Source organism: Fulvivirga sp. AWR4_260 (assembly GCF_056158185.1).
Map to the genome: position 1 here is coordinate 1 of NZ_JBSWSU010000012.1, position 5300 is coordinate 5300.

Annotated in this window: 9 protein-coding genes and 1 pseudogene; 6 read left to right on the plus strand and 4 right to left on the minus strand. The window is 38.1% G+C overall.

From position 1 onward, the window contains the following. From cydB to ACXACQ_RS06395, 6 genes are all read left to right on the plus strand, one after another. Positions 1-553: cytochrome d ubiquinol oxidase subunit II (cydB, locus tag ACXACQ_RS06370; RefSeq protein WP_474975103.1), on the plus strand; the 553-nt coding region annotated here is incomplete at its 5' end. Next, positions 553-2289: a thiol reductant ABC exporter subunit CydD gene (gene cydD / locus ACXACQ_RS06375; RefSeq protein WP_474975104.1), complete on the plus strand. Its 1737-nt coding sequence runs from the start codon at positions 553-555 to the stop codon at positions 2287-2289. The genes cydB and cydD, both read left to right, overlap by 1 nt. Further along, a complete protein-coding gene (locus tag ACXACQ_RS06380; RefSeq protein WP_474975105.1) occupies positions 2286-2747 on the plus strand; it encodes a hypothetical protein in 462 nt (153 codons plus the stop codon). The genes cydD and ACXACQ_RS06380 overlap by 4 nt, the downstream gene beginning before the upstream one ends. 1 nt (position 2748) lies before the next feature. Next, positions 2749-3087 carry a hypothetical protein gene (locus tag ACXACQ_RS06385; protein ID WP_474975106.1) on the plus strand — a complete coding sequence of 113 codons (339 nt, stop codon included), beginning with the start codon at positions 2749-2751 and terminating at the stop codon, positions 3085-3087. 357 nt (positions 3088-3444) lie between these two features. Then, positions 3445-3717, plus strand: a complete 273-nt coding sequence (locus ACXACQ_RS06390; protein ID WP_474975107.1) for a hypothetical protein — start codon at positions 3445-3447, stop codon at positions 3715-3717. Further along, positions 3689-4048: an ATP-binding cassette domain-containing protein gene (locus ACXACQ_RS06395; protein WP_474975108.1), complete on the plus strand. Its 360-nt coding sequence runs from the start codon at positions 3689-3691 to the stop codon at positions 4046-4048. Before ACXACQ_RS06390 ends, ACXACQ_RS06395 begins: the two co-directional genes overlap by 29 nt. 202 nt (positions 4049-4250) lie before the next feature. On the opposite strand, the gene ACXACQ_RS06400 is transcribed toward ACXACQ_RS06395, so the two are convergent. The 4 genes and pseudogenes from ACXACQ_RS06400 to ACXACQ_RS06415 form a co-directional block, all read right to left on the minus strand. Beyond that, a complete protein-coding gene (locus ACXACQ_RS06400) occupies positions 4251-4493 on the minus strand; it encodes a hypothetical protein (RefSeq protein ID WP_474975109.1) in 243 nt (80 codons plus the stop codon). Continuing rightward, complete coding sequence (locus tag ACXACQ_RS06405; protein WP_474975110.1) at positions 4474-4632, minus strand: copper homeostasis protein CutC; 159 nt, start codon at positions 4630-4632, stop codon at positions 4474-4476. Before ACXACQ_RS06405 ends, ACXACQ_RS06400 begins: the two co-directional genes overlap by 20 nt. Positions 4633-4718: 86 nt before the next feature. Beyond that, on the minus strand, positions 4719-4913 hold the full coding sequence (locus ACXACQ_RS06410; RefSeq protein WP_474975111.1) for a copper homeostasis protein CutC: 195 nt from the start codon (positions 4911-4913) through the stop codon (positions 4719-4721). Positions 4914-4955: 42 nt separating this feature from the next. Continuing rightward, positions 4956-5300, minus strand: a pseudogene (locus tag ACXACQ_RS06415) (hypothetical protein); the annotation flags it as partial.

Sequence of the window (5300 nt, forward strand, 5' to 3'; positions counted from 1 at the left end):
AAAAAAAAAAAAAAAAACACACACACACACACCTATTGCGATTACATTGCTCTGTTTTTTACACGGGCTATTCTTTATCACGTTGAAAACTACAGGTGACCTACAAAGTAGAGCTCGTGAAACTGCCAAAAAAATTGTTTACGCTGTTGGTATAGCTTTAGTTACCTTTGTGGTTGCATCTTATTTCTACACAGATATTTTCGAGGTGAGAGGTGCCATATTAATTCCAATTTTCGCTCTCATTGTATTGGCAGTTGTCTTAGCTGGAAATTTTGCTAAGAAAAGTCGTGATGGTTGGGCATTTACGATGACCGGATTAACTATCGCGCTCACGGTAACGTCTGTATTCGTCGGTTTATTCCCACGTGTAATGGTAAGTAGCTTAAATCATGCTTTTGACTTAACGATTCACAATGCAGCTTCAGGAGACTATTCGTTAAAAGTCATGACCATTGTAGCTGTCACTTTATTACCTTTTGTACTTGGTTATCAAATCTGGAGTTATTATGTATTCCGTAAACGTATTAAAGAAGAGGAGCATTTAGAATACTAATGAAGAAAATGATGCGTAATCATTTACTAACGTACAAAGGGGTAAGACCGACACTTGCCATTGTTATTTCCATTACAATCGTGGAAGCAATAGCCATCATTCTGCAAGCAAAGTGGTTAGCAGAATGGTTATTTCGCTTATTTAACGGCGAATTATTTCAAGAAACATGGAAGCTAGGCGTTTTTTTCCTTATTGCCTTTGTTACAAGGTATCTTATGGGTACATTAAAGAAAAAAATAACCTTCCAGTTTGCTGAAAAAACAAGAGTGAAAAAAAGAAAACAATTATTGGCCAAGCTTTTTGCGCTTGGCCCTAGCTACACGAATAAACACGGTACAGCCAAGTTAGTTAATTTAGCCATGGAAGGTGCAAACCAACAACGTACTTATTTAGAATTAATTATTCCCAAGATGATTGCTGCATGTATTATTCCACCAATGGTACTCATTTACGTTTTCGTTCAGGATAAACTGTCAAGTATCATTTTACTTTTAACCGTTCCTATCATTATTGCATTTATGATTTTATTAGGATTAGCTGCGAATAAGAAAATGGAGCGTCAATGGCATTCTTATCATTTATTATCCAATCATTTTATTGATTCTTTACGAGGGTTAGAAACATTAAAGTTTTTAGGTAAAAGTAAATCACATGGAGATACAATTGAAAAAGTGAGTGACGAATACCGAAAATCCACTATATCAACATTACGAATCGCTTTCCTTTCATCTTTTGCACTTGACTTTTTTACGATGTTATCAGTTGCCTCTGTTGCTGTAGGGTTAGGATTACGTCTCATTGAAGGAAATCTATTATTAGATATTGCATTAGTCGTATTAATTTTAGCTCCAGAGTTTTTTCTTCCTATAAAAGAAGTTGGAGCAGACTACCATGCAACATTAAATGGACAAGAAGCAGCCAAAGCAATTGATCGGATATTAGCAGAGCCTGTTTCTGAGAATCATTCCGTTATTACCAACTCCATTGCATGGTCAGCTAACAGTACCTTAAAGCTTTCTTCTGTTAGTCATTCCCATGACGATAACGGCCTACAGGCTCTATCCACCATTTCCATGCAAGTAAAAGGTTTTGAAAATATTGGTATTGTTGGTGCAAGCGGTGCAGGAAAGTCGACTTTAATTGATATATTAGGTGGATTTTTAACACCTGATCAAGGAAGTTTTCGCGTCAATCAGCAAATTTTAGATAGCTTAAATACAGAAGCTTGGCAGCGTCAAATCACATACATTCCACAGCGTCCATATATTTTTAGTCAGTCGGTTGCAGATAATATTCGATTTTATGAACCAAATGCATCGGATGAAGATGTGTGGCAAGCTGTTCAAGATGCAGAATTGGATAAGTTAATCCATACCTTTCCTAATGGTATAGAACAAGAAATTGGTACTGGCGCACGTGCAATTAGCGGCGGTCAAGAACAACGTGTCGCTTTGGCCCGAGCTTTTCTTGGTAATCGCCCTATTCTGTTATTAGATGAGCCGACTGCCCATTTGGATATTGAAACGGAATACGAATTGAAACAAACGATAACAACATTGTTTAAAGATAAATTAGTCTTTTTTGCAACGCATCGGCTGCATTGGATGGAGCAAATGGATAAAATTATTGTGTTAAAAGATGGCGTTATCGTAGAAGTGGGGACACCACATGAGTTATTGCTTCGTCGCGGAGAATACTATGACCTCGTGCTATCACAATTGGAGGGAGTACAATGAAAGCATGGATTATTCCATATGTAAAAATGCATTACAAAGGGCTAGCAGCCAGTATTATTATCGGTTTATTAGCTTTAGCCTGTGGTGCAGCGCTTATGTTTACATCTGGGTACTTAATTTCCAAATCCGCCTTAAGACCTGAAAATATTTTAATGGTCTATATTCCCGTTGTTTCCGTGCGAGCCTTCGGTATTTTTCGAGCGGTATTTCACTATCTTTCTCGATTAACGAGCCATGATACGATTCTTCGCGTACTAGCGAATATGCGTAGCAGATTGTATCAAACTTTAGAGCCACAAGCAGCTTTTATTCGTTCTCGTTTCCAAACTGGTAGGATACTAGGCGTATTATCAGATGATATCGACCATTTGCAAGATTTATTTATTCGTACGAATTTTACCGAGTATCACTGCACTTGGTATGTACGGCATCGCTATTGCTTGTCTAGGCTGGTTTGATATGGTATTTGCTTCACTTATGGCAATATATCTCTTTTTTATTGTTGTGTTCATTCCGTTGTTTTCTTTGTGGTCTAGTCGAAAACGTACAGCATTAATAAAACAGGGGCGCTATGATCAATATCATATATTAACAGATGGATTACTTGGCATTAAAGATTGGATGATTGCTGGAAAACCAGATGAATTTACGAAGCATGATGCAAAAAAAGATCAAGCTGTTGCCATTGTTGAGCGACGCGTTAAAAGTGAGCAACGAATTCGCGACTTATTCCTTCAGCTTATCATTGGTGCGATGGTAATTTCCATGGTGTACTGGTCAAGTTGCGATGGTAGCTGAAGGAAATATGCACGTGACATTAATTGCTGCTTTCGTTTTAGTTACATTGGCTATTGCAGAAGCTTTTTCTGCCCGTATCTGAAGCCCTAGAACAAATTCCCAGAATACACAGAATCGCTTTCAAGATTAGAAGCGCTCGAAGAAACAGATCAAGAAAAGGTTGCTGCTAAGTCACACATATCTTTACCAAAAATATCTGATTCTGTAGATATTCAGCTTGAACATGTTTGCCTTTCAATATCCGGGCTTTGCCAAACAAATTTTAAAAGATGTTTCCATTTCGATACCTCAAGGAAAGAAATTAGCTTTGTTGGGAAAAAGTGGTGCTGGGAAAATCAAGTATCATCCAACTAATTTGTGGTTCTGCTGCACCCAGCAAAAGGAAATGCCACACTTAACGGCATCGATGCAACAGCTTATGGCGATTCTCTATTTGAAATCGTATCGATTTTAAATCAACGACCTGATTTATTTAACACGACAATTGCTAATAACCTACGACTGGGTAACCAAAAAGCAACGGATCAAGAGATTGTAGAAGCGGCTAAAAAGGTGCAGCTCCACGATTATATTATGAGCCTGCCAAAAGGTTATAACACGGATGATGGAAGAATCAGGACAAATCTTTAGTGGCGGTCAACAACAACGAGTAGCATTAGCAAGAATATTATTAAAAGGCTCTCCTGTTGTTATTCTCGATGAGCCGACAGTCGGCTTAGAATTACGAAAAACAGAAGCTGACTTGTTAAAAACCATTTTTTTAACGCTTGATGATAAAACCGTTATTTGGATTACACATCATTTAGCTGGTATGCAGCGTATGGATGAAGTTGTCTTTTTAGAAAACGGCTATATTGAAATGCAAGGTTCGCACCAAGAACTACTAAGCACTTCACAGCGATATCAAGATTTATACTATTTAGACGTCCCACCATCAATTCGTAAAATGGTGCAAGTTTAGTTTAGAAGGTTTCAGTTATAAATAATAACTGAAACCTTTTTTAGTTTTAAAAAAACAATAGCTTTTGCATAGATACTTAGCAATAGCTATCGTTTTTGCTTGATTTTGTCCATGAAATAACCCACATACAAGTGCTGTTCATATTAGATGGCGGCTGCCCCAGATACGAGCCATCGAGGTTCCTAATACAAGTAACTGCTTTTTATTTCAAAGTCGATAGCACTTTCTCCACTGCTTGCGCTGAAATCTCGTTCGCAAATGATTGTCTTTCACGAACTGCTTTACCAAAATGATATTGCTCTGCTTTTGTTGTCTGTTTGACTTCAGCAATATTATCCGGAGTGAGGCCTGCACCAGGCATAATGATAGGTCCTCCTGTTTCATAAGAATACTGAACTAAATGAGCGAGCTGTTCTTTTCCTGCTTCACAGCTTTGCTTTCCCACCAGATGTTAGAATACGTTTTACATGATCTTTATACTTTACTAACGTTTTGTATGCTGCATACATATCCTTCACTTCATCAAAAGCACGATGAAACGTAATATCTACTCCCGGAAAGCGTTCAATGAGATCATGAAGCATTTGTTCGTTAATTGTAAAATCCTCATATATAGTGCGCCAAAAACGAATCCGATTACATTGCAAGCTCTCTGAGTGCCTTCATATCTTCACAAATAACTGCAAACTCCTCTTTTCTGATAAAAGAAATCATGACTATGTGGCCGTATCATGACTTGAACAGGTATGTGCACACTTCGCAAGACTGTTTTTATCATTCCAAAGCTTGGTGTCAAACCACCCTCCTGTATCGCCGAAACAAGCTCTAATCGATCTGCTCCTAGCTTTTCCCGCTTGCAATGCATCGTGTTTATTCTGTACAATCAATTCCAACTGCATTTCGTCACTCAAACTCCTTTTCTACCAATTTGGTTAATAATCTGACTCCAAAACCAGTAGCCCCTTCGAGCATGATAGCCATACACCTTCCAAGGTCGAACCGTATTTGCCATATCAATATGTACCCATTTCATATGTCGTTTTATAAATTGTTGCAAGAAAATGGCTGCCGTAATCGAACCGCCGTATTTAGAAGCACTCCTATTATTTAAGTCGGCATAATCACTGTGCAAATAGGCTTTATAATCTTCAATTAATGGCATAGGCCATACATGGTCCCCAGTTTCTTCGCCAATTTCTTTATATGTCGCTAAGGTGCTGGGTGAGCACACGAGTATGCAAAACTTAACCTT